Source organism: Pseudomonas sp. AM4(2022) (assembly GCF_036346515.1).
In the GTDB taxonomy this organism is placed as follows: Bacteria; Pseudomonadota; Gammaproteobacteria; order Pseudomonadales; family Pseudomonadaceae; genus Aquipseudomonas; species Aquipseudomonas paracarnis.
In genome coordinates this window covers 236234-257731 of record NZ_JAOTNW010000003.1, presented here as the reverse complement: position 1 = coordinate 257731, position 21498 = coordinate 236234, and the positions used below count along the sequence as shown (strand labels likewise).

The following is a 21498-nucleotide window of genomic DNA, read 5'->3' as shown; positions in this document are numbered from 1 at the left end:
AGGGAATTATCCATGCCTATTTCCACCGCACCGATTGCCCGCAAGGCCCCAGGCCCAGACCCGTACGCCTGGCTGCAAGAACGCGACAACCCTGAGGTACTCGACTACCTCAAGGCCGAAAACGCCTGGCAGGAAGCCCAACTCGCCGACCAGCAGGCGTTGCGCGAGACCCTCTTCGAAGAGATCAAGGGTCGCATCCTCGAAACCGACCTGTCCCTGCCCTCCCCTTGGGGCCCGTATCTGTATTACACCCGCACCACCGCCGGCGACGAATACGCCCGCCACTACCGCTGCCGCCGCCCGGCCGATGACAGCAACCAGGTGGACACCAGCAGCGAAGAGCTGTTGCTGGACCCGAACGCGCTGGCCAATGGCGGCTTTTTTTCCCTGGGCGCGTTCAGCATCAGCCCCGATCACCAACGCCTGGCCTATAGCCTCGATACCAGCGGCGAAGAGATTTACACCCTGTTCGTGAAGGAATTGGCGACCGACAAGGTCAGCGAACTGGCGTTCGACAATTGCGACGGCAGCATGACCTGGGCCAATGACAGCCTGACCCTGTTTTTCGGCGAACTGGACGACACCCATCGCCCGCACAAACTGTATCGCTATCGCCTGGACGGCACCGCAGCGCAGGAAGTGTTCCACGAGCCTGACGGCCGTTTCTTCCTGCATTGCTACCGCTCAAGCTCCGAACGCCAACTGTTGCTGGCCCTGGGCAGCAAGACCACCAGCGAAGTCTGGGTGCTGGACGCCGAGCAACCGCACCTGGCCTTCACCTGCCTGGCGCCACGGGTCGAAGACCACGAATACGATGTCGACCACGGCAAGCGCAATGGCCAGTGGACCTGGTTTATCCGCAGCAACCGCGACGGCATCAACCATGCGCTGTACGTGGCCGCCGACACCGGCACGCCGCCCACCGAAGCCGACTGGCAGAACCTGATCCCCCACAGCGACGAAGTCATGCTCGACGGCGTGAGCCTGAACGCCAACGCCATGACCTTGAGCTTGCGCATCGGTGGCCTGCCGGTTATCGAAGTGCACCCTGAGGATGTGCCGGCCTATCGGGTGCAATTGCCTGACGCCGCCTACAGCCTCTACGTACAGAACAGTCTGGAGTTTCCCAGCGACAAGATCCGCCTGCGCTATGAGGCCTTGAATCGCCCGGCCCAAGTGCGCCAGCTCGAGCTGGCGACAGGCGCGCAGGTTGTGCTCAAGGAAACCCCGGTGCTGGGCGTCTTCAACGCCGACGATTACGTCAGCCAGCGCCTGTGGGCCACTTCCGCCGACGGTACTCAGGTACCCATCAGCCTGGTGGTCAAGCGTGACCAGCTCGGCAAGCCAACGCCGCTGTACCTGTATGGCTACGGTGCCTACGGCTCAAGCCTGGACCCGTGGTTCTCCCATGCGCGCCTGAGCTTGCTTGACCGTGGCGTGGCGTTTGCCATCGCCCACGTGCGCGGCGGCGGTGAACTGGGTGAAGCCTGGTATCGCAGCGGCAAGCAGGAACACAAGCAAAACACCTTCAGCGACTTTATCGCCTGCGCCGAACATTTGATCGCCGAGGGCCTGACCACCTCCCAGCAACTGGCGATCAGCGGCGGTAGTGCCGGCGGCCTGTTGATCGGCGCGGTGCTCAACCAACGCCCGGATTTGTTCCAGGCGGCGATTGCCGAAGTGCCGTTTGTCGATGTGCTCAATACCATGCTCGACCCGGAACTGCCGCTGACCATCACCGAGTACGACGAGTGGGGCAACCCCGAGGACCCCGAGGTGTACGCGCGCATCAAGGCCTACGCGCCCTACGAGAACGTTCGCGCCCAGGCTTACCCGGCCACGCTGGTGATCGCCGGCTATAACGACAGCCGCGTGCAGTACTGGGAAGCCGCCAAGTGGGTGGCCAAGCTGCGGGATACCAAGACGGACGACAACCTGCTGCTGCTCAAGACCGAGCTGGGTGCCGGCCATGGCGGCATGAGCGGGCGCTATCAGGGGCTACGTGACGTCGCCCTCGAATATGCCTTTGTGTTCAAGGCCCTCGGTCTGGTCTAACCGCCCGGCGTTTTCGGCTTGCTGTCGTTCTGCTGCAGGCCAGGGACCGTCTGGTCCTTGGGCGGCGCCGGCAGCACGATGGGCGCCAGCGGTGGCGAGCCATTATGGGTCTTGGGCGCAACGGGCGGTGTGACTTGCGGGTACAACGTGGGCGTTGGCGTGCCCGGCGCGCCTGGGGTTGGCGCGGGCGCGACCGGTACGGTTTGTAACTCCTGAGCCTGCGCGGTACCCAATGCGAGCGCGCTCAACACAATGACCGTTAGAATGCTGCACTTCATCGATGGCTCCATGGCCTGACCGGAATGCCCTAAGGCTACTCCCAACCGCGCAAGAATGCCCTTCCCAATGAGATTTCCATGAAACGTTTCGTTCTGCTGGACACCACCCCAATCCCCGACAACGGCGGTGCCTTGTGCCTGTTCGAATACGGCGAAGACTTCGTCATCAAGATCCAGGGTGGTGACGGTGGCCAGTTGATGAACACGCGCATGCACGGCTCCGAAGATGCCCTGGCGGAGATTCCCTGCCGCAAAGTGGCCGGGCGCCCGGGTTCGCGGGTGCTGATCGGCGGCCTGGGCATGGGCTTTACCTTGGCCGCGGCGCTCAAGCATTTGGGCAAGAGCGCCGAAGTGGTGGTGGCCGAACTGGTGCCCGGCGTCGTGGAGTGGAACCGTGGGCCGCTGGGGGAAAAATCCGGACGCCCACTACTGGACCCACGCACCGTGGTCCGCCAGGAGGACGTGGCCAAGGTATTGCAGGCCGAGCCCCAAGGCTTTGACGCGATTATGCTCGACGTCGACAACGGCCCCGAGGGGCTCACGCAAAAAGCTAACAGTTGGCTGTACTCGGCCAGTGGCCTGGCCGCTTGTGCCAAGGCCCTGCGACCCAAGGGCGTGCTGGCTGTGTGGTCGGCCAGCGCCGACAAGCTGTTCAGTGACAAACTGCGCAAGGCCGGCTTCAAAGCCGAGGAAGTGCAGGTATTCGCCCATGGCAACAAGGGCACCCGGCATACCATCTGGATTGCAGAGAAGCTCAAGGGCTGATCGCGGTTGATTCAATAGCGCCAATCCCCTGTGGGAGCGGCTAGAATCAACCTTGTCCGTGAACCACCCAATAATAGCCAGGAGCCATGATGAGCTCGAACAACCCGCCCTCCCACACTGCCAAGCTGGACCGCATCCTTGCCGATGCCCAGCGCGACCGCGAAATGGGCTACCGCGATAAAGCCTTGAAGATGTACCCCCACGTGTGTGGCCGCTGCGCCCGTGAATTTTCCGGCAAGCGCTTGAGTGAACTGACCGTCCACCACCGCAACCACAACCATGATGACAACCCCCAGGACGGTTCCAACTGGGAGTTGCTGTGCCTGTACTGCCACGACAACGAACACTCGCGCTACACCGACCAGCAGTACTTCGGCGAAGGCTCCACCAGCAGCCCGAGCATTGCCAAGGCGACGCACAACCCGTTTGCGGCGTTGGCGGGGTTGATGAAGAAGGACGACTGAAGCTTTTCTTTGCCTGTTCCGGCCTCATCGCAGGCAAGCCAGCTCCCACAGTAGGAATGCATTTCCCTGTGGGAGCCGGGCTTGCCCGCGATGACGATCGTCCAAGCACTGCATCCCCCCAGGCCGTATAATCGCCGTTTTTCTCAAGGCACCCTTCCCCGTGGGCAATAAACGCTACAGCTGCATCGGTCTGTATAACCCCAAATCCCCCGAAAACGTCGGCTCGGTGATGCGTGCCGCCGGCTGCTACGGCGTGGCCTCGGTGTTCTACACCGGCGTGCGTTACGAGCGCGCCCGGGATTTCATCACCGACACCAAGAAGGTGCACCACGATATCCCGCTGATCGGCATCGACGACCTGAAAAAGATCCTGCCCCTGGGCTGCATCCCGGTCGCCGTGGAATTGGTCGAAGGCGCCCGCCCGTTGCCTGAATACACTCACCCCGACCGCGCGCTGTATATCTTCGGCCCCGAAGACGGCTCCCTGGACAAAGAGATCCGCGACTGGTGCGAGGACGTTGTGTACATCCCCACCACCGGCTGCATGAACCTGGCGGCCACGGTCAACGTGGTGCTCTATGACCGCCTGGCCAAGGGCAACAACACCCGTTCGGGCCCCAAGTACTGATATTGCGGGAACATCCGGCACATGCGCGCAGTCAGCTAGTAACACTTGCCCTTGTTGGAGACTGATCATGAGCGACAGCAAAACCTTGCGACCTATCATCGAAGCCACCCCGTTGAAGCCTCAACCCACCCAGAACGTGCATGGCTGGGAGCGCATCGGCTCAGTGGCCGGCGGAGTGATGATGGTGGGTAAAGGCCTGCGCCGCGGCGGGATTTTCGGCTTGATTCAGGTGGCGATTGGTGGCGTGGCACTGGCCCGTGGCTTTACCGGGCACAGTTCGCTCAAGGACAAACTGGAACAGGGCCGCCAGGAAATGAATAGCGTGCGCACGAAAATCGAGCGCGCCGGGGAAGAGTTGAAGAACCTGAAGACCAACGCTGAAGTGGCGGCTGAAAAGGCTGTGAAACCTAAAGCCTGATCCCTGTCTTCAAGACTGTGAAGATCTAAAATGTGGGAGCGGGCTTGCTCGCGAAGGCGGTGTGTCAGTCACGCAGAGGCCTACTGAACCACCGCCTTCGCGAGCAAGCCCGCTCCCACAGTTTTGTCGTTCAGCGCAGTAATTTGGAATCCAGTACCACCGAAGATTCACCGATCACACTCTCGGCCAACTGCACGAATTCTTTGGTGTTGATGCTGTTCACCCGCATCACTGCCTGCGCCAGATCGTCCAGGGAGCGCTTGTTGTGGGTCTTCACGCGAATCTCACGGTCCAGTTCCTGCAATACCACTACCGAACGCGCCAGCGTCGCGCCGTTGACGTGCTCGCCTTTGAGCGTGGTGACGTCTTTGCCTTCCTTGGTCAGCCGCGCCTGGATCGCCGCATAGCGTTCATCGGTGATACCGCCGGCACGCCGCATCAGCTCGATTGCGTAGTACTCGCCCAAGCCCTCGCTGATCCAGTCACTGCTGTCGTGGTCATTGAAGCGCCCGATGGCCTGCACCATTTCGCGCAGCAGCGGGCTGCTGCCATTTTCGCCAACCAGCGGCGTGCGGCTGTTGAGGTAGATCGAATCGCGTAACGAATAAGCGCCCCGCCGCATCGGGTCACTGGCACCGACGATCAACAGTTTGCCGGGATGGCGCGGGAACGCGGCCTCCACCTGGGGCCAGACAAACGTCAGCAACGTCAGCACGTCCATGCGGCGCATGCCCTGGCCCTTGGGCGAGGCCACGGTGACGTCGGTTTCACCCAGGCGCAGGCGGCGGCTGCCGAGGTTGCCCGCCAGCATCCAGCCGGTGGGGCGGTCGAACAGGCGGGACACGTTGTCGATGCGGAATTTGTTTTGGCCGATGCGCGGCCAGGCGGTTTCGACGCTCTTCCAACCCGTCGGCAGTTCGAACATCAGGCGTGAGACCAGCTCGACGCCATCCTGCTGGTCGAGACGGGCGGCCGGTACCAGGTCTTCGCCGCGCATTAACGCCCAGCCGGGCGTGATTCGTGTGTCATAAACCCCGGGCTTGCGCGCATGGGTCAGGCGCACCCGGTAGGTCAGGCTGGCCTTGTCGGCGCTGGGTTGCCACAGGCCACGGTTGCCTTTGACCTGCCACTGGCCATCGGCCTTGAAGTCGCTGTAGTCACCGTCGCGGCCCAGGTCGAAGTTCAGGCTGCGTACCGCCGCGCCTTGGGACAGGCTGACGCGCACCTCGGCCTGCTGGCTTTGGGGCAACAGCTTGACGTGGTAATCCAGGTCGACTTTCTTCGCGCACCAGCCCGGCCCGCTCAGCGCCAGCACGACCAGGCCCGCTGCCCACTTGGCGGCCACCTTCATACACACTCCTCGTTCAGCCTGCGCGGAAAATCAGGTAATCCTCCCAGTCGTCCTCGGGCACGCTGCCTTCGCTGAGCATGCGCCCGGACTGGGAAATGCGTTCGTGGTGCACCGCGTCACGGTCGCCGCAGACCAGGTGATGCCACAGCGGCAAATCCTTGCGCTCGCTGACCAGGCGGTAACCGCAGGTCGGCGGCAACCATTTGAATTGGTCGGCCTGGCCCGGCGTGAGCTGGATGCAATCAGGCACCGAGGCGCGGCGGTTGGGGTAATCGGTGCACTGGCAGGTTTTCAGGTCGAGCAGTTTGCAGGCGATACGCGTGTAATAGACGCTGTTGTCGTCCTCATCCTCGAGCTTTTGCAGGCAGCACAGGCCACAGCCGTCGCACAATGACTCCCACTCCTGCTGGTCGAGGTGCTCAAGGGTTTTGCGTATCCAGAAAGGTTCGACTTTGGCGGCCATGGCTCTGCATCAGTATCGGAAGGTGAAAAGGCCGCCAGTCTAGTGCCCAAGCCCGCTGGGGCCAAGCGCTTACGACTGACGGTGTTGCAAGACTTGTCAGGCCTGGGTGGGCGCAGTAGTTTTGAATCCCGGTTTTTTCATCAGGGTCTGTCCATGAGCAATAACTCCCGCGTTGCCGATTATCCGATCCACACCCAATTTACCGAGCGCTGGTCGCCCCGCGCCTTTACCGGCGAGAGCATCCCGCAGGAGACGCTGCTGAGTTTCTTCGAAGCGGCACGCTGGGCGCCTTCTGCCTACAACTCGCAGCCGTGGCGGTTTCTGTATGCGCGCCGTGACACGCCGGATTGGGAGCGTTTCCTGGGCCTACTGAATGAATTCAACCGCAATTGGGCGCAGCATGCGTCGGCCCTGGTCATCATCGCGTCGAAAACCGACTTCATCGCCCCCGGCGCCACAGAAGAAACCCCGGCGCTGTGGCACACCTTCGACACCGGCTCGGCCTGGGGCCACCTGGCGCTGCAAGCGAGCCTCAGTGGCTGGCACACCCACGGCATGGCCGGCTTCGATCAGGAACTGACCCGAAAGGAGCTGAAGATTCCCCAGGGTTATGCGCTGCATGCGGCCGTGGCGGTGGGCAAGCTGGGTGACAAGTCGAGCTTGCCGGAGTACCTGCAAGGGCGCGAAGTACCGAGCCCACGCAAGCCGTTGAGCGAGCTGGTGTCCGAGGGGGACTTCAGCCTCTAGGCCTTGCATACACTCAATGTGGGAGCGGGCTTGCTCGCGAATGCAGTGGATCAGTCAACACATTGGGTGGCTGCCACACCGCATTCGCGAGCAAGCCCGCTCCCACATTTTTTCCGCGTTTTGTCAGTAACCGCGCTCGAAATCCACTTCCCCGCGCAGCGCTTGCTTGGCCTGATACGCACGCAGATTTTGTACAAACAACTCCACCATCATCGGCGGTGAGGTCGGTGCCGAGCTGTGCCCGGTCAACAGCAGGCCCCACGCCGTCCAGAACGGGTGGCGTTGCGGCAAAGGCTCCTGGCGGCACACGTCGATCACCGCGCCGGCCAGGTGCCCTTCTTTGAGCGCCTCGACCAGGTCGGCGTCCACCACCGCCACGCCACGTCCGACGTTGATAAACAAACCGGTGGGCTTGAATTGCTTGAACAGCGCCGCGTCGTAGAGATCATGGGTATCAGGCGTGTTGGGCAGCAGGTTGATCACGTAATCCACCTCCCCCACCAGCCGGCCCAACTGGTCGAGCCCGGCCACTTCGATAAACGGCGCCTGCTCGCGGGCCTGGCTGGCGATGCCATACAGCTGCACGCCGAATGGCAGCAAAAACTCGGCCACGCTCTGGCCAATGTCACCGGTGCCGACGATCAGCGCCTTGCGCCCGGCCAGGCTCTGGCCCATGCGGTTATCCCACTTGCGCTCTACCTGGCTGACCAACCGCGCCAGCACTTCGCGCTCGTGGCCCAGCATGTAGGTGAGGACAAACTCGGCCATGACCTGGCCATAAATGCCCACCGCGCGGGTCAGGCGATAGTCGCGGGGCAAGCCGTCGGCCAGCAGCGGCGTGATGCCCGCCCATGTCGATTGCAGCCATTGCGGGTGATGGCCCTGGCGCAGCAGGGTCGCCAACAGATCGGGCTGGCCCAGCCACACCGGGCAGTCGGCGGCCAGGCGCGACAGTTCGGCCGAGTCGCCGCTGGTCAGCACTTCGAGGTCTGGGGCGGCGTCCCTGAGCAATTGGGCGTAGAGCGGATGATCCTGTTCAGCAATCAGAACACGCATGGTTCAAACCTTTGAAAAAACAGTGCAGACGGCCGCCCGCATCCTTACGGCCACCGTCCTCTAATACGATTCCATTGAAACGGTGCCCTGAGCCGGGCACTGGTCGATCACATCGGGTCGTTGCGGCGCAGCAGCTCTTCGGGCAAGTGCTCGATGTACTCGTCCTCGGCCGGCGGCATTTGCAGGTGGTAGCCCTGCTTGTCGAGGTTTTCCAGCACCACAGTGATGTCTTCGCGCGACAGCTTGCGCTCCGGCGTCAGCACCATGTCAAAGGCGTGATGCGCCTTGCCGAAGGCTTCCATCAACGGCTCGGGCACGCGCTCCAGGGCATCGCTTTTGAGCACGTAGAGGTACATGCCGTCTTTTTTCTTGCTGCGGTAGATGGAGCAAATACGTTTCAAGGCTGTTCTCCGGCATTGGCCAGGCTGTCGAGCAACGCCTGGCCCATCAACTCGCGGCGCCAGCCACGCAGCGAGTCTGGCAATTGGTAAGGCCCATCGGGGTAGCCACTTTTAACCAGGGCTTCGAGGGTTTTCTTGCGCAGCATCAGTTCCGGCGCCATGTCCAGGCGCTCGGCGAAGGTTTGGCCCAGGGCCCGCAGTTGCTTGATCAACGCTGCAGCGTCCACGGGTAAAGGCTCAGCCACGGCAGGCGGCCATTGGTCCATGGGCACGCTACCGGTGCGTTTGATCAGGTCCAGCAAAAACTGGCCGTCCTGGCGCACAGTGCGCGGGTGCATGTCTTCGATCTTGCCCAGGGCGGCAAGGTTATCCGGCTGGGATTTGGCCAGGGGCCACAACGAGTGTTCGCGAATAATGCGGTTGCGCGGCAAGTCGCGAGCACGGGCCTGCTGCTCGCGCCAGGCGCACAGTTCACGTAGCACCGCGAGTTGGGCACGGGACAATTTCCACGCCAGCTTGGCGTCGCGGTACACCTCGTAAGGGTCGATCTCACGGCGCAGGTTGGCCACCAGTTCGGCGCCGTCTTCCAATACCCAGGCGTATTTGTCGTCCGACAGTTGCGGGCGCAGGCGCGTGTAAACCTCGGCCAGGTGCACCGCGTCTTCGGCGGCGTAGCTGATCTGCGTCTCCGACAATGGCCGCTGCAGCCAGTCGGAGCGGGTTTCACCCTTGGGCAACTCGATATCCAACACCGCCTGCACCAGGCGCGAGTACCCCATGGAGAAACCGAGGTTGAGGTACGCCGCCGCCAATTGGGTGTCGAACAACGGCACTGGCAAGCTGCCAGTTAGGCGCAACAGCACTTCCAGGTCTTCGCTGCAGGCGTGCACCACCTTGATCACTGCTGGGTTCTCCAGCAAGGCGGCCAAAGGTTGCCAGTTGTCGATGGTCAGGGGGTCGATCAGGTAAGCGCGCACGCCATCACCGATCTGGATCAGCCCGGCAATAGGGTAAAAGGTGTCGACCCGCATGAATTCGGTGTCGAGGGCGACGAATGGCAACTGCTGCCATTCGGCGCAATGCTGGCCGAGGCTATCGTTGTCGCAGATCCAGTGAATATCGATGGCCACACGGCTCTCCCTTGAAGAATGGCGCGCAGTATATATCGCGAAAGGGGCTTGCGAGCATCCGCAGTGCACACGCCATCATGAAAACTCCGACAGGAGATGAAGAATAGTCCGACAAACGGCCGTTATCCTCTCTTACGCAAAACGTAGACGCACCATCGCCGCGAGCCCGGCAGGAACTCTTGGTAATGGAGGATTTTGAAGCCGGCTTGGCGAAACTCGCTCTCTACCGGCGTGCCCACGTTCACGGCGACAATCACCGTGTCGCGGCTGACGCGGTGAAACTCGTGCAGCAACATGAGTCGCGCATCACTGTCGGGCACATGGCGAAACAAATCCAGGCAGAAAATGCAGTCCACCGCATTCGCCGAAAGACCAATGGAAAACGCCGAGCCCTGGAATGTTTTGACACGTTTGAGCAACCCGCCCGGGTGATGGGTGCGCGCGTGATCGAGCATCGCCTGGGAGTTGTCCGAGGCCAGGATCACGCGGTTGACATGTTCGGCAAGCACCGGCCAGAAGCGCCCGGAACCGCACGCCAGGTCGAGGATAAGCCCTGGCTCCCCCGCCACCTTCAGGGCTTGGCGTACCAACCGCGCATCGCGCCACGCCGACAGGCGCTGCAACAGCCTGGGCGGACGCGGGTCGCCACAGCCCCGGGCATGCTCACGGTCATAGCGCTCAGTGAATTCGGTCTCGATGGAGGATGGAGGTTGTGGCGACATCGCGGGCTCATGTGAATGAAACGGTAGTAAACGACCTTGATCCGCAGCTTAACCCCCGCAACGTGAAAAAAAGGTCGAAAGCCCCCCACTAAAACCGGTCACGCTTGATGCAAGTACCAGCGCCAATCCTGCTCCCCTACCTCGCCCATGAACTGGCGGTATTCGGCGCGTTTGACCGCCAGATAAACGTCGAGGAATTCGCGCCCGAACGCATCCGGTGCCCAGCGGGAGGTTTCTAGCGCGCGCAAGGTGGTCAGCCAGTCGGTGGGCAGCAGTTCCTTGGCCTGGGCGTAGCCGTTGCCTTCCACCGGGGCGCCAGGGTCGAGCTGTTCGCGGATACCTCGATGAATGCCGGCCAGGATCGCGGCGGCCGCCAGGTAGGGGTTGGCGTCGGCGCCGCAGATGCGGTGTTCGATATGCCGGGATTGAGCCGGGCCACCAGGCACACGCAGGCTGACGGTGCGGTTGTCCACGCCCCAGGTGGCAGCGAGCGGCGCATAGCTGTTGGTTTGGAAGCGTCGATAAGAGTTGGCGTTGGGGCAGAACATCAACAGTGAATCGAGCAAGGTACTGAGCATGCCGCCCACGGCCTGGCGCAGCAGTGGCGTGCCGTCGGCCGCTTCACTGGCAAACAGGTTATTGCCCTGGGCATCGGCCAGGCTGACGTGCATATGCATGCCTGTACCGGCCAGGTCGTCGAACGGCTTGGCCATGAAACAGGCGCTCATTCCATGTTTGTGCGCCACACCTTTGACCAGGCGTTTGTAGCGCACGGCTTCGTCCATCGCCTGCAGCGCGTCGGTACGGTGTTCGAGGGTGATTTCCACTTGGCCCGGTGCATACTCGGAGATGGCCGTACGCGCCGGAATCCGTTGCAGTTTGCAGGCGCTGTAGAGGTCGGCAAGAAACGGCTCAATCTGCTCCAGCTCGCGCAGGCCGTAGACCTGGGTCGAGCGCGGGCGATTGCCGTCTACATCCCGCGCCGGTTGTGGGCGGCCGTTGCTGTCGGGCTTTTGGTCGAGCAGGTAGAACTCCAGTTCCGCCGCCATCACCGGGTAATAACCGTCGGCCTTGAGCGCCTCGATAACCTTGGCCAGCAGGTGCCTGGGGTCAGCTACGGTGGCGGGCATGCCTTCGGTGGGGTGCATGCTGACTTGCACCGCCGCGGTGGGGATCAAGCGCCATGGCATGCGCTGCAAGCTGCCGCTGATCGGGTAGGCGCGGCAGTCGATATCCCCCACCTCCCAGACCAGCCCGGAGTTTTCTACGTCATCGCCATTGATAGTCAGGCCGAGGATGGTGCTGGGCAGGGGCCGGCCACTTTCGTACACCGCCAGCAGTTCGTCGCGGTGCAGCAGCTTGCCGCGCGGTACGCCGTTGTTATCGAGGATAAACAGCTCGAACATCTCAATGTCGGGGTTCTGTTCAAGGAAGGTCTGGGCTTCATGTAGGCTGGCAAAAACACTCATGGGATTCTCATACGTTTGCGTCAGGCAAGCGCGCAGGCGCCGCCGGGCAGATGCGCACAGGTGCGCGTCATCCATGGGGTAGATCAACGTAGGAGAGAGGTATCTGGCGGGCGCGCGTGTCGGCAATGGAACAGAGCCCAGAACGCAAGCGCAGACGGCAATGTCGCGGTGTGAGTGTCGTGGCAAGCGTGCATGCGCGGTTCACAGTGATAGAGAAACTTGAGCGTCACACGCGGGGATACGCGGGTAAATTCAGGCTTGACGGAGTTTGGTTGCAGTTTGGCTAAACATTCTGTCTGTAGGAGCGAGCTTGCTCGCGAAGATCGTTAACGATAACGCGGGGTGCCTGGTGCACAGCGGCGCACTCAGGTTTTTCGCGAGCAAGCTCGCTCCTACAAAAAACGGGCATTATGGCTGCTTTGACCATGCCCAAAGGATTCGACCCCATGAAAGCGCCTCTGGCCCTCTGTGTACTGGCAAGCCTGGCCAATGTCGCCCAGGCCGACACTGCTGCATCTCGCCTTGATGAAGTGATTGCGCGCGGCACCCTCACCGTGTGCACCACCGGCGACTACAAGCCTTACACCTCGCTGCGCAGCGACGGCGGCTATGAAGGCATCGACATTGCCATGGCCGAGTCACTGGCCAAGAGCCTCAACGCCAAGATCACCTGGGTGCCTACCACCTGGAAAACCCTGATGCCGGACTTTCTCGCCCAACGCTGCGACATCGCGGTGGGCGGTATTTCCGTATCGTTGGAGCGTCAGAAAAAAGCCTTCTTCAGCCAATCGCTCGGGGTCGATGGCAAGATCCCACTGGTGCGCTGCGCCGATGTGCAGCGCTACCAGACAGTGGAACAGATCAACCAGCCCCAGGTGCGAGTGATCGAACCCGCCGGAGGCACCAATGAAGTGTTTGCCCGTGCGCACTTGGGCCAGACGCAGATTCGCCTGCATGACAACGTGACGATTTTTGATGAGCTGCTGGCGGGCAAAGCCGATGTGATGATTACCGACGCCAGCGAGGCGCGTTATCAGCAGAAGCTCAAACCTGGGTTGTGTGCGGTCAACCCGGAGCAACCGATGCAGTACAGTGAAAAAGCGTTTTTGTTGCCGCGCGATGATGTGGCCTGGAAGAGTTATGTGGACCAGTGGTTGCATTTGAGTGTGGCGACGGGGGCGTATGCGGGGATTGTGGGGCAGTGGTTGGCTGCGCCTTGAATGCGGGGTGTCAGGTAGATCGGTGTTGATTGTCCGGCCGTCATCGCAGGCAAGCTCCCACAGTTGGATCCTGGGGCGCCAGTCCGGTCCTACGCCTTGATCAACGCTACAAACGCCGCACACGCAGCGCTGCGATACGCGCCCTTGCGGCTCAGCAATGCCGCGGTGCGCTGCGGCAACGGTGGGTCAATCGCCACGGCATGCAGGCCTGCCTGGGCCTCGGCCAGTGCGCGGGGCAGGATGGTTGCCAGGGGCGTGCTGCGCACGATTTCGATAATCGCGCTGATGGAATTGGCCTCCATGGCAATCTGCGGTTCAACCCCTTGCTGGTGGCAGTAGTCGTCGATGTAGCGGCGGGTGGCGAAGCCTGTGTTCAGTAGCACCAGGGGCTGTTCGAGCCAGGCCGGTTGTGTGCGTTCGGGGTGACTGGCACTGATGACCAGGCTCAGCTCTTCGACAAACAGCGCCTCACAGTCGATCTCCAGCCCATGCTCGCCGGTAAAGCCGATACCGATATCCAGCTGGTCCTCGCCCAGCGCGGCTTCGATACGGTCTTGGGTCAGTTCCTCAATGCTCAGGGTGATGCCAGGGTACAACGCATTGAACCGTGCCAGCAGCGGACCGATCAGGTAGGCGGTGAAGGTCGGCGTCATGGCCAGGCGCAAATGCCCTCGGCGCAGGTCCTGCACGTCATGTATGGCGCGGGTGCCGGCTTGTAGATCCTGCAAGGCCAGCCGCGCATAACGCACATAGGCCTGCCCCGCGTCGGTCAGGCTGACACTGCGCCCGGAGCGGTCCAGCAGTGGCGCGCCCAGGCTTTCTTCCAGTTGCTTGATCTGCTGCGACAAGGTCGGTTGCGACACGTGCAGCGCCTCGGCAGCCCGCGTGAAATTGCGATGCTCGGCAACGGCCAGCAAGTAACGGATATGACGCAACAGCATGGGCAGCGCTCCAACTATAGGCATGGCTTATAGACAGCATCATAAACCGGTCTTGGACGCTATAAACGAAAACTTCCATCCTTGCCCCATCAGCGACGCAAGGAGAACCACCATGCAGACTCTCATCGACGGCTTTCGCAAATTCCAACGTGAAGCCTTTACCCCTCGCAGTGACTTGTTCAAACACCTGGCGACCACGCAAAACCCCGGCACCTTGTTCGTGTCCTGCTCTGACAGCCGCGTAGTCCCCGAGCTGTTGACCCAGCAGGAACCCGGTGACCTGTTCGTCATCCGTAACGCCGGCAACATAGTGCCGTCCTACGGCCCGGAGCCGGGAGGTGTGTCGGCCACAGTCGAATATGCCGTAGCGGTGCTGGGCGTCAGCGACATTGTGATTTGCGGGCACTCGGACTGCGGCGCAATGACCGCGATTTCCACCTGCAAATGCCTGGACCACCTGCCCGCCGTGGCCAACTGGTTGCGCCATGCCGAGTCGGCCAAGGTGATCAATGCCGCCCGTACGCATGCCTCGCACGCTGCCCGCCTGGATTCGTTGGTGCGCGAAAACGTGGTCGCCCAACTGGCTAATCTCAAGACCCACCCTTCGGTCGCCCTGGCGCTGGAACAAGGCCGGATGAACCTGCATGGCTGGGTGTACGACATCGAAACCGGCGGCATTGACGCTTTGGACGGGCACACCGGGCGCTTCGTCTCCCTGCTCGACCACCCCAGCACCCGCGCCCACGCCGCCTGAACCCTAATCAACCCAAGAGGACGTCACCATGTTGCACTCCCAATTCGCTCAAACCCCACGCCTGGCCCTGGCCGACACCGTTATCGACCTCAAGGCACGCAAAAACCTGTCGTGGCAGGACCTCACCGACGGCACGGGGCTGAGCCTGGCATTCGTCACCGCCGCACTGCTCGGCCAACACCCGCTGCCCAAGGAAGCGGCCGATATCGTGTGCGGCAAACTCGGCCTTGACGAGGACGCCAGCCGCCTGCTGCAAAGTGTGCCCCTGCGCGGCAGCTTCCCGAGCGGTGTGCCGACCGATCCAACCATGTACCGTTTCTATGAAATGCTGCAGGTCTACGGTTCCACCCTCAAGGCCCTGGTGCATGAGCAATTCGGCGACGGCATCATCAGCGCCATCAACTTCAAGCTGGACATCAAGAAAGTCGAAGACCCGGACGGCGGCTCCCGTGCGGTCATCACCCTGGACGGCAAATACCTGCCGACCAAACCCTTCTGATTCGCCGCCAACCGTCTACGCTCTTGGCACACCAACAAGAACGAGGGACGGGTCAATGAAGAGACTGCTCCGATTCACCTGGCTGCTGCTGTTGTGTTGCAGCCAGGTGCATGCTGCCACGGCACAGGAAGCGGATGCCCAAGCCGCCAAGGCCCTGCTGGAAAAGGCCTTGGCGTACTACCACAAGCAAGGTGACAAAGCGTTCGCCGCCTTCAGCCGTCAGGGCGAGTTCATCGACCAGGACCGTTATGTGTTTGTGGTCAATACCCAAGGCGTGCTGTTGGCCAGTGGCGGGCCCTCCTCCGCGCTGATCGGTCGCGATGTGTCCGAGGTACTCGGGCCCGACCTGCAAGCCTCGTTCAAACAAGCCTTGAGCGTGCCGGAAGGCCAGGGTATCCAGCAGGCTGACTATCGCTGGCAGAACTGGAATGACGGCAAGGTCGAACATAAGCACGTGTTTTATCAGCGGGTGGGCGAACGCATCCTGGCGGTCGGTTATTACTTGCCGCGCGCCACACCGGAACAGGCACGGGCGCTGCGCAACAAGGCGGTGGAGGCGTTGGTCAAGGATGAAACCGGCACGCTCAAGGCGATCAACTCCTTGCAGGGCGGCTTCCTGCAAGATGATCTCTACGTGTTCGTGGTGGACCTGAACACGCGGCGCTACGTCGCCCATGGCACCAACCTGCGCCTGATCAACACCGATTTTGCCAAGATCAAGGACCCGGATGGCAAACCGGTGGGTGTGCCGATCCTCCAGATGATGGCCGAACAAGACCAGGGCGAATACAAATACCGCTGGAAAAACCCGGTGACGGGCAAGGTCGAGAACAAGCATGCCTATGTGCGCAAGAGCGGGCATTTCATGGTTGCGGTGGGGTATTACAGCCCCTGATCCAAGATGTGAACTGCAATAAAACGGTGGGCGGGGGCAGCGCTTTTTTGTAGGAGCGAGCTTGCTCGCGAAAAACTCAAAGGCGCCGCGTTCACTCAGAAAGCCCGCGTTATCGTTGACGTTTTTCGCGAGCAAGCTCGCTCCTACAGTGGGCGATTAACCGTTATTGGGCTTTGTCTTCACGACCGCGCAGTACCCGGTTGGGCATCGCTATCGCAGCCGCCAACCCCAGCAGCGACACCGCCGCACTCACCATCAGCAAATGCCGAAACGTCACCGCCAACTCGCCGCGCAGGGCATCCTGCGCCGGGCCGGGTGCGGCGTTGAGGCCGTCGAGCAGTACGTTGCCGGAACTGCCTTCGGCCACCAGTGCGCCGCTCGTCAAATGGGCGAAACTGGAATCGTGCAACAGCGCCAGCAGCAACGCCGACATACAGGCCACCCCCACTGCCCCGCCCAGGGAGCGAAACAGGTTGGTGGTGCTGGTGGCCACACCGATATCCCGTTGCTCCACCGAGTTCTGCGTACCTACCAACGAGGTCGGGAACTGCATACCGGCGGCGATACCGCACAACAACATGAAGACGCTGGTAAGCACCACCGCCTGGGGGGCGCTGTAGGCCATGCCGAGGATCGCCAAGGGGCTCAACAACGCGCCGCCGAGGATCATCGGTTTGTAGCGGCCGGTCACCGAGGTCATGCGCCCGGCGAAATACGCGCCCATCGGCAAGCCCATCGCCAAGGGCAGCAAGTGCAGGGCCGCGCTGTCGGCACCGGCGCCGGTCACGGTCTGGTAACGCAGGGGCATCAGCACCGTCAGGGAAATCGCCTGGAAGCTGGTGACGAAAATCGTGCACCAGCACAACACCGCACTGCGGTTGGCAAACAAGTGCATGGGCAGCAGCGGTTCGCGCGCGCGGCGTTCGTGCCACACAAACGCGCTCAATGCCAACAGGGCACAGGCCAGCAACCCCAGCACTTGATCGTCACGCCACGAATGGCCCTGGCCGATTTCGGTGATGCCCAGCAACAAGGCAGTCAGGCCGATGATCATCAGCACCGTGCCGAGGTAATCGATGATGGGCTTGCGCTGCGGCACCGGCAGCCCCACCAGAGTGCGATGGGCCACGTACCAGGCGCCGGCACCCAGTGGCAGGTTGATCAAAAACACCCAGCGCCACGACAGGTACTCGGTCATATAGCCGCCCAGCACCGGCCCGGCCACGCTGGCCACCGCATACATGCTGCTGAAATACCCCTGATAACGTCCCCGTTCGCGGGGAGGAATAATGTCGCCAATGATCGCCTGGCTCACCGAGACCATCCCGCCAGCGCCGATGCCCTGCAGAACCCGCGCCAGCACCAGTTGTTCCATGCTTTGCGCCAGGCCGCAAAACAGCGACGCCAGGGTGAACACGCCCATGCCGATGAGCATCATGGGCCGGCGCCCATACAGGTCACCCAACTTGCCGTAGATCGGCACCGCCACGGTCATCGCCACCATGTAGCCGGAGATCACCCAGGCCAGCAGGTTGACGTCATGGAACTGTGCGGAAATGGCCGGCATGGACACGGCGACAATGGTCTGGTCCAGGGCACCCAGGAAGATCGCCATCATCAGCGCGACCAGGATACTGCGCACGGCGGGAACGGTTGGAGCGGGCTGATTGAGGTGAGTCACGGCAGAACCTTCGAGCAGGGCCCACAGGCAACGGTCACCGGTGGGAATGCTCGATACGATAGCAGGCTATTCGATAGGCTCGTAAGGAAGGCCGACGTAATTTTCTGCGATGGTTTTGCGCCCGGCCTGGGAGTGAATGAAATAGTCCAGTTCGCTCTCGGCAATGCGCTGGCTGAAGGCGTCCGCCTGGGGAAACTGATGCAGCATCGAGGTCATCCACCAGGAAAACCGCTCGGCTTTCCACACCCGGCGCAGGCAGATTGCCGAGTATTTTTCCAGCAAGTCCAGGCGCCCTTCGCGGTACACCTTGAGCAAGATGCGGAACAAGGTGCTCACATCACTGGCCGCCAGGTTCAAGCCCTTGGCACCGGTGGGCGGCACAATGTGCGCGGCATCGCCGAGCAGGAACAGGCGCCCGTACTGCATGGGTTCCACCACAAAGCTGCGCAGCGGCGCGATGCTTTTCTCGATCGACGGGCCGGTCACCAATTGTTCAGCCAATGCGCCGGGCAGGCGGTTTTTCAGCTCCTCCCAGAAACGCTCATCCGACCAGTCGTCCAGCTTTTCTTCGACCGGCACTTGCAGGTAGTAACGGCTGCGGGTCAGCGACCGCATGCTGCACAGCGCAAAGCCCCGCGCATGTTTGGCGTACACCAGTTCGGCATGTACCGGCGGCGTGTCGGCCAGCACGCCCAGCCAGCCGAAGGGATAGACGCGTTCGAACACCTTCAGCGCTTGCGCCGGTATCGACTGGCGGGCCACGCCATGGAAACCGTCGCAGCCGGCAATGTAGTCGCACTCCAGGCGGTAGGCTTGGCCTTCATGCTCAAAGGTCAGCCACGGCTGTTCACTTTTCAGGTCATGGGGTTGAACATTGGAGGCTTCGTACAGGGTGATGGCACCGGCGGCTGCGCGGGCGGCCATCAGGTCGCGGGTGACCTCGGTCTGGCCGTAGATCATCACCGATTGGCCACCGGTCAAGGCCTTGAGGTCGATGGAGGTGAGTTGGCCATTGAGGACAATGTCAAACCCGTCGTGCACCAAACCTTCGGTGTCCATGCGTTGGCTGACCCCGGCTTCGCGCAGCAGGTCGACCATGCCCTGTTCCAACACACCGGCGCGGATACGGCCTTGCACGTAATCGGCGCTCTGACGCTCTAGAACAAGGGTTTGGATGCCAGCATTGTGCAACAGTTGGCCGAGCAGCAATCCGGAAGGACCGGCGCCAATAATGGCGACTTGAGTGTTAAGGGTTTTCATTATTTTTATGGCCTTCAAGCTTCACGCGAACGTATGGAGTGAAAGAGTTGTCATTGGTCTTATGGCTGACATTTTTCACTTGAGTGAGCCGCATAAGAAGGTGAAAACTGCGTCAAAACCTGTGCTTTTCGCCAATCGGGGCGATTACCGAACCATTATCCTGAGTATCGGATTGAAACCATGACCAAAACCGCGATTCCGGTCTTCAAGCTTTACGGGGAAAGCCAGCAGTGGCCGACTCCCGATTTGTTGCACTGCGAAACCATTTCCCGGCGCAGTCGGGAATACCAGTGGGAAATCCAGCCCCACCGGCACGCGGACCTGTGCCAGTTGCTGTATGTGCACAAAGGCCAGGCACAGCTGGAAATCGAAGGCCAGCGCACCACGCTTAACGAGTCGAGCCTGCAAGTGCTGCCACCGCTGTGCGTGCATGGCTTTCGTTTTTCCGAGGATGTAGAAGGGTTTGTGGTAACGCTTTCGGCGCCGCTGGTCAGCCACTTGCAGGCGCAACTGGGCTCTACCGTCGATGGCCTGCACACACTCGGCAGCTACCCGGCGGGCAAGGACAGCGACTACTTGAACAGCCTGTTCCTACGTTTGCAGGACGAATACGCCGATGACCAACCGGCACGGGACATGATGCTGCACGCCCTGGTCAGCGTGTTATTGGTGTGGGTCAGCCGCCAGGCGATCCAGCGCCGCCACCCACGCGCACCGCGGGGTCGTGAGTACTTTCGGCGGTTTACGCAACTGGTCGAACAGCATTACCGCGAACACCCCAAGATTGAAGACCTGGCCCACAAACTGGGCATCTCGGTCTCACACTTGAACGGGACGTGTCGGGAGTTGGGTGGGCAACCAGCGTTGCAGATCATGCATGACCGCCAGTTGCTGGAAGCCAAGCGCCTGCTGACCTACACCAGCATGACCATCAACGAGATGTCCGAGGTGCTGGGCTTTTCCGACCCCACCAACTTCTCACGGCTGTTTCGCCGCAGAGTCGGGTTCTCACCCAAGGCGTTTCGTGAACAACTGAAGGCAGAGCAGCCTACCTGAGCGCACTGAAACTGCCGGTGCGGGGAACGCATTGGTCCTGATGGCAACTGATGGCGAACGCCGCCGGCTGCATGCGTGTTTGCTCGACGCGGTAGGCGGCAGTCCCATACAGCGCTGTCGCCAATGCGCAGAGGGTGAAAATCGTCAGGTACTTTCTGGTTTTGATGCTCATGGCACAGACCTCTGAACGGATCTACAGGGTGCTGTTTAAAGCATAGGTCAGTCAGGGCAACTTGCCATGATGCGGTGCCATTCAGCGCGCTTATTTCACCTCAGAGTCCTACGTCCCAAACCGGCTCTTCGGGAAACCGCAGCACCAGGAAATCCAGGAGGCTGCGCAGCGCCGAGGGCATGTGTTTGCGTGAGGCGTACACCGCATAGATATTCATTTGTCGTGGCTCGGCGTGCGGCAGCAAGCGCACCAACTCCCCACTGCGAATCAGCTCACCGGCCTGATAACTGGGCAGCATCGCCACCCCTGCCCCGGCCAGCGTCACGCGCATTAACGTGCTGGCTTCGTTGGCCGTGATATTGCCGTGGACCGGCACCGACACGTGCTCTCCGTTTTCTTCGAAATGCCACAGGCTCTTGCCGAAGTAAGAGTGGGTCAGGCAATTGTGCCGGGCCAGGTCTTCGACTTTCTGCGGCGCCGGATGCTCGCGCAGATAAGCCGGTGTGGCGCACACCACCGAGCGGCATACGGTCAGACGCCGGGCGATCAGGTTGGGGTCCAGATCGTTGCTGGTTCGGATCGCCAGGTCAATGCGCTCGTCCACCAGGTTCACCGTGCGATCGAGCATCTGCAAATCCACCGTCACCAACGGGTAGCGCTTGACGTACTCGGCAATCGCCGCGCCCAGCTGCGCCTGGCCGAACGAGGTGCTGACGCTCAGGCGCAACAGACCTCGGGGCGCATCATCGGGCTCGCTGACGGCGGCCTGCATATCCCCACACAAATCCAACAATTGCCGGCAACGCGGTAGCGTTTCACCCCCGGCGGCGGTGAGGCTGAGCTTGCGCGTGGTGCGGTGCAGCAGGCGTGCGCCCACCCAGTCTTCCAGCTCGGCCAGGTAGCGCGAGACCACCGGGCGCGACAGGTCAAGGTGGTCGGCTGCGGCGGATTGGCTGCCCAGGTCCACCACGGTGACAAACACGCGCATTGCTTGAAGACGATCCATGATTTGCCCGCTTTTAGAAACAAACTATGTCCCAGCATCGCATTTTTTGTCGCGTTTTATGCAACTA

24 protein-coding genes are annotated in these 21498 nt (G+C 61.6%); 11 read left to right on the top strand and 13 right to left on the bottom strand.

Annotation, left to right across the window (positions count from 1 at the left end; all coding sequences use genetic code 11):
• Positions 1–12 precede the first annotated feature (12 nt).
• On the top strand, positions 13–2055 hold the full coding sequence (locus ODQ19_RS05965) for a S9 family peptidase (protein WP_330209560.1): 2043 nt from the start codon (positions 13–15) through the stop codon (positions 2053–2055).
• On the opposite strand, the gene ODQ19_RS05960 is transcribed toward ODQ19_RS05965, so the two are convergent.
• Entirely contained in the window at positions 2052–2333 is a 282-nt protein-coding gene (locus tag ODQ19_RS05960; protein ID WP_014717488.1) for a hypothetical protein, read from the bottom strand. The two genes, ODQ19_RS05965 and ODQ19_RS05960, sit on opposite strands and share 4 nt — an antisense overlap.
• Before the next feature lie 78 nt (positions 2334–2411).
• On the opposite strand from ODQ19_RS05960, the gene ODQ19_RS05955 reads away from it, so the two are divergent.
• The 4 genes from ODQ19_RS05955 to ODQ19_RS05940 all read left to right on the top strand — a co-directional run bounded on the left by ODQ19_RS05955 (position 2412) and on the right by ODQ19_RS05940 (position 4608).
• Positions 2412–3098 (top strand): spermidine synthase, encoded by a 687-nt coding sequence (locus ODQ19_RS05955; RefSeq protein ID WP_003189610.1) that lies wholly within the window; start codon positions 2412–2414, stop codon positions 3096–3098.
• An 89-nt stretch (positions 3099–3187) separates the two neighbouring features.
• Positions 3188–3562 (top strand): YajD family HNH nuclease, encoded by a 375-nt coding sequence (locus ODQ19_RS05950; RefSeq protein ID WP_003189609.1) that lies wholly within the window; start codon positions 3188–3190, stop codon positions 3560–3562.
• A 160-nt stretch (positions 3563–3722) separates the two neighbouring features.
• On the top strand, positions 3723–4190 hold the full coding sequence (locus ODQ19_RS05945) for an RNA methyltransferase (RefSeq protein WP_003189607.1): 468 nt from the start codon (positions 3723–3725) through the stop codon (positions 4188–4190).
• Positions 4191–4257: 67 nt separating this feature from the next.
• Positions 4258–4608 carry a YgaP family membrane protein gene (locus ODQ19_RS05940; protein WP_330209559.1) on the top strand — a complete coding sequence of 117 codons (351 nt, stop codon included), beginning with the start codon at positions 4258–4260 and terminating at the stop codon, positions 4606–4608.
• Between the two features lie 130 nt (positions 4609–4738).
• On the opposite strand, the gene ODQ19_RS05935 is transcribed toward ODQ19_RS05940, so the two are convergent.
• Positions 4739–5959 carry a hypothetical protein gene (locus tag ODQ19_RS05935; protein ID WP_330209558.1) on the bottom strand — a complete coding sequence of 407 codons (1221 nt, stop codon included), beginning with the start codon at positions 5957–5959 and terminating at the stop codon, positions 4739–4741.
• A 13-nt stretch (positions 5960–5972) separates the two neighbouring features.
• Entirely contained in the window at positions 5973–6422 is a 450-nt protein-coding gene (locus ODQ19_RS05930) for a YcgN family cysteine cluster protein (protein WP_116665133.1), read from the bottom strand.
• A 153-nt stretch (positions 6423–6575) separates the two neighbouring features.
• On the opposite strand from ODQ19_RS05930, the gene ODQ19_RS05925 reads away from it, so the two are divergent.
• Positions 6576–7169 (top strand): nitroreductase family protein, encoded by a 594-nt coding sequence (locus ODQ19_RS05925; RefSeq protein WP_116665134.1) that lies wholly within the window; start codon positions 6576–6578, stop codon positions 7167–7169.
• 123 nt (positions 7170–7292) lie between these two features.
• Here the strand turns inward: ODQ19_RS05925 and ODQ19_RS05920 are convergent, their stop codons facing one another.
• From ODQ19_RS05920 to ODQ19_RS05900, 5 genes are all read right to left on the bottom strand, one after another.
• Complete coding sequence (locus ODQ19_RS05920) at positions 7293–8225, bottom strand: D-2-hydroxyacid dehydrogenase (protein WP_116665135.1); 933 nt, start codon at positions 8223–8225, stop codon at positions 7293–7295.
• 107 nt (positions 8226–8332) lie between these two features.
• Positions 8333–8626 (bottom strand): YcgL domain-containing protein, encoded by a 294-nt coding sequence (locus ODQ19_RS05915; RefSeq protein WP_014717482.1) that lies wholly within the window; start codon positions 8624–8626, stop codon positions 8333–8335.
• Positions 8623–9756, bottom strand: a complete 1134-nt coding sequence (rnd, locus tag ODQ19_RS05910; protein ID WP_073523246.1) for a ribonuclease D — start codon at positions 9754–9756, stop codon at positions 8623–8625. The genes ODQ19_RS05915 and rnd overlap by 4 nt, the downstream gene beginning before the upstream one ends.
• Before the next feature lie 122 nt (positions 9757–9878).
• Positions 9879–10478 (bottom strand): class I SAM-dependent methyltransferase, encoded by a 600-nt coding sequence (locus ODQ19_RS05905; protein WP_116665136.1) that lies wholly within the window; start codon positions 10476–10478, stop codon positions 9879–9881.
• A gap of 98 nt (positions 10479–10576) precedes the next feature.
• Entirely contained in the window at positions 10577–11947 is a 1371-nt protein-coding gene (locus tag ODQ19_RS05900) for a glutamine synthetase family protein (protein ID WP_330209557.1), read from the bottom strand.
• Between the two features lie 446 nt (positions 11948–12393).
• Here ODQ19_RS05900 and ODQ19_RS05895 point away from each other — a divergent pair, with 446 nt between their 5' ends.
• Positions 12394–13167: a transporter substrate-binding domain-containing protein gene (locus ODQ19_RS05895; protein ID WP_116665138.1), complete on the top strand. Its 774-nt coding sequence runs from the start codon at positions 12394–12396 to the stop codon at positions 13165–13167.
• An 89-nt stretch (positions 13168–13256) separates the two neighbouring features.
• Here the strand turns inward: ODQ19_RS05895 and cynR are convergent, their stop codons facing one another.
• Complete coding sequence (gene cynR, locus ODQ19_RS05890) at positions 13257–14108, bottom strand: transcriptional regulator CynR (RefSeq protein WP_330209556.1); 852 nt, start codon at positions 14106–14108, stop codon at positions 13257–13259.
• Positions 14109–14220: 112 nt separating this feature from the next.
• On the opposite strand from cynR, the gene ODQ19_RS05885 reads away from it, so the two are divergent.
• The 3 genes from ODQ19_RS05885 to ODQ19_RS05875 are packed head-to-tail and all read left to right on the top strand — an operon-like array spanning position 14221 to position 16256.
• Entirely contained in the window at positions 14221–14862 is a 642-nt protein-coding gene (locus tag ODQ19_RS05885) for a carbonic anhydrase (protein WP_330209555.1), read from the top strand.
• A gap of 28 nt (positions 14863–14890) precedes the next feature.
• The gene (gene cynS, locus ODQ19_RS05880) at positions 14891–15361 is read left to right on the top strand and encodes a cyanase (RefSeq protein ID WP_116665141.1); all 471 of its coding nucleotides are present in this window, start codon (positions 14891–14893) and stop codon (positions 15359–15361) included.
• Between the two features lie 55 nt (positions 15362–15416).
• Positions 15417–16256 (top strand): cache domain-containing protein, encoded by an 840-nt coding sequence (locus ODQ19_RS05875; RefSeq protein WP_330209554.1) that lies wholly within the window; start codon positions 15417–15419, stop codon positions 16254–16256.
• A gap of 163 nt (positions 16257–16419) precedes the next feature.
• Here the strand turns inward: ODQ19_RS05875 and ODQ19_RS05870 are convergent, their stop codons facing one another.
• Positions 16420–17937: an MDR family MFS transporter gene (locus tag ODQ19_RS05870; RefSeq protein ID WP_330209553.1), complete on the bottom strand. Its 1518-nt coding sequence runs from the start codon at positions 17935–17937 to the stop codon at positions 16420–16422.
• 66 nt (positions 17938–18003) lie between these two features.
• The gene (gene pobA / locus ODQ19_RS05865) at positions 18004–19197 is read right to left on the bottom strand and encodes a 4-hydroxybenzoate 3-monooxygenase (RefSeq protein ID WP_330209552.1); all 1194 of its coding nucleotides are present in this window, start codon (positions 19195–19197) and stop codon (positions 18004–18006) included.
• A 180-nt stretch (positions 19198–19377) separates the two neighbouring features.
• Between pobA and ODQ19_RS05860 the strand changes: the two genes are divergently transcribed.
• Positions 19378–20253, top strand: coding sequence for a helix-turn-helix domain-containing protein (locus ODQ19_RS05860; RefSeq protein ID WP_330209551.1), 876 nt, complete (start codon positions 19378–19380; stop codon positions 20251–20253).
• On the opposite strand, the gene ODQ19_RS05855 is transcribed toward ODQ19_RS05860, so the two are convergent.
• Together ODQ19_RS05855 and ODQ19_RS05850 are read right to left on the bottom strand one after the other, a co-directional pair.
• A complete protein-coding gene (locus tag ODQ19_RS05855) occupies positions 20246–20425 on the bottom strand; it encodes a hypothetical protein (RefSeq protein WP_003189580.1) in 180 nt (59 codons plus the stop codon). The genes ODQ19_RS05860 and ODQ19_RS05855 overlap by 8 nt on opposite strands.
• A 100-nt stretch (positions 20426–20525) precedes the next feature.
• Positions 20526–21431, bottom strand: a complete 906-nt coding sequence (locus tag ODQ19_RS05850; protein WP_044273488.1) for a LysR family transcriptional regulator — start codon at positions 21429–21431, stop codon at positions 20526–20528.
• Between the last annotated feature and the right edge of the window lie 67 nt (positions 21432–21498).